The 1,994-nt window shown below is 39.4% G+C and carries 2 protein-coding genes and 1 rRNA gene; all 3 read right to left on the bottom strand.

Annotated features, from left to right (window positions below):
* Nucleotides 1–304: 304 nt before the first annotated feature.
* Nucleotides 305–841: a GNAT family N-acetyltransferase gene (locus U8D43_RS20790; RefSeq protein ID WP_335873061.1), complete on the bottom strand. Its 537-nt coding sequence runs from the start codon at nt 839–841 to the stop codon at nt 305–307.
* 153 nt (nt 842–994) lie between these two features.
* On the bottom strand, nt 995–1,387 hold the full coding sequence (locus U8D43_RS20785) for a RidA family protein (RefSeq protein ID WP_335873060.1): 393 nt from the start codon (nt 1,385–1,387) through the stop codon (nt 995–997).
* A 410-nt stretch (nt 1,388–1,797) separates the two neighbouring features.
* Nucleotides 1,798–1,913 (bottom strand): 5S ribosomal RNA (gene rrf / locus U8D43_RS20780).
* Nucleotides 1,914–1,994: the final 81 nt, after the last annotated feature.

Genomic DNA, 1,994 nt, shown 5'->3' with positions numbered 1-1,994 from the left:
CGTAAACGGGGTTTTATCCACCAAAAAAGAGGCGACCTCAGACCTGCATTAACAGGATGAACAGTTTAATGCATCATTAAACCGCTAGACCCCATTTTCATTCATTGCGGTGTCTGACAGGACATGGGGTTTCGTATACTTTGTTGCTTTTGGCACAAAGAAAACAGGCAGTAGGGTTTTTTCGATTGATTTCTTCCTTGTTATCTAGAAATGAAGAATTTTTCATTAGGAAAAGAGCACGAAGTCATACAAGTCAAAGGATTCCTTCTTATTCGAAAAACCACAATCTTTGCGAAAACAGCCTTCACTTAATTAGCTTGTTATCGAAGTCGCTTTTTAAAAGTCCTAACGTATATATGTCATATACATTCCCATCAGAATAATAGGCCATTCTTCGAGTTCCTTCATGAATAAAGCCTAGAGATTGCAGCAGAAAATAGCTTACATCGTTAAACTCAAAGACTTCCGCATCTATCCGACTTGTTCCACTAGCAAAAAGCTTCATCAATAAGCAGATTAACGCTTCTTTTGAGTACCCTTTCCCCCGTTCTTCACCTAACCCAAAACGCAACCAAGCAAATCTGTTAGTGTCATCCATCCAATTTATCCTTATATAACCAATAGACCTATCATCATTTTTCAATGCAATAATGTAGTACGGTTGATTTGTCTCTAGACTTCTCTGAATATCACTTTCTTGGTTTTGTTGAGTTACTTTCGTATTTAAGCCCACTGACATCTTTCTAATCAACATATCCTTTTTCCAAATTGAAATTAAAGTACTATCCTTTAATTCAATTTCCCGCAAATATAGGTTCTTACTTTCACAAAAAATGGCCATCTCTCTCACCCTATACTTCCTTTTTATTTATGCTGTTTTCTCAAAGATTGTGGCTTTGCACGAAAGCTCATTTATATTACTTAAGATTTACATTATTCATGATCTGCAAAATCCGCCACTAATTCCACTTTATCGGCTACCCAAATAATTGATTCATTCAGAACCTATAATCGCTTCAGCTTCAATTTCTACTAACAACCGTGAATCAATAAGTCCGCTCACCTCAACCATCGTAGAGACAGGTTGAATTCCCCTAAAAAACTCTCCATGCGCCTTCCCTATCTCTTCCCACTGTGAGATATTTGTTACATACATTCTTGTTCTTACAACATCATCGATCTCTGCACCTACTTTTTTTAGACTGTCTTCTATCGTTTCTAGGATATACTTTGCTTGTGCGTATGCATCGTCTCCCCCCACTACCTGTCCATTTAACATGGAAGTTGTTCCTGCAACCTCCACTCGATTACCAACACGAATCGCACGGGAATATCCAACAACATGTTCCCAAGGAGAACCTGTTAACACCCTAGTTCTTTTGTTCATTTCCATCATTCCCCTCTTCTGATATAGTCACATTTGTATTATATCGTTTTTTTATCTTTTCTGATGATTTATAATATTCAATTATCAACCTATTTTCAAAGATACTTTACTTAATTCAAATTCATCAAAAAACATTTTCAAATGCATGGCGACGTCCTACTCTCACAGGGGCACCCCCAACTTCCATCGGCGCTGGTTCGAGCGGCGATAAGCGGCGGATCTCTGCGTCAGCTTCGCTCGTTCAGATCCTCACGTACGTTGTACGCTCCGGGCTTCACTCTCTCACTTCCTTGATCTCCTTGTTTCTCCCCACTCTCACTCCCGTTCATGAATAGTATCTGGTTTCATTTAGTTCAAATTCAAATTTAAGTTCAACACAAAAAAACAGCCCTCAGGCTGTTTTTTCAAATGCATGGCGACGTCCTACTCTCACAGGGGGAAACCCCCAACTACCATCGGCGCTGAAGAGCTTAACTTCCGTGTTCGGTATGGGAACGGGTGTGACCTCTTCGCTAATGCCACCATACGTATTTACTTGAGGTTTGTACCCTCAAAACTAGATAAAGATTGATGAAGTTAGTGAGTAATCACCACTTATTGTGTTTGG

Source organism: Bacillus sp. 2205SS5-2, from assembly GCF_037024155.1.
Lineage (GTDB): Bacteria > Bacillota > Bacilli > Bacillales > Bacillaceae_K > Bacillus_CI.
Note: the sequence above shows the minus strand (reverse complement) of the source record. Positions and strands in the feature narration are given on the sequence as shown.

Coding starts and splice junctions, on each gene's coding strand:
- U8D43_RS20790 (WP_335873061.1), bottom strand. CDS start 841: ATGGCCATTTTTTGTGAAAGTAAGAACCTATATTTGCGGGAAATTGAA.
- U8D43_RS20785 (WP_335873060.1), bottom strand. CDS start 1,387: ATGAACAAAAGAACTAGGGTGTTAACAGGTTCTCCTTGGGAACATGTT.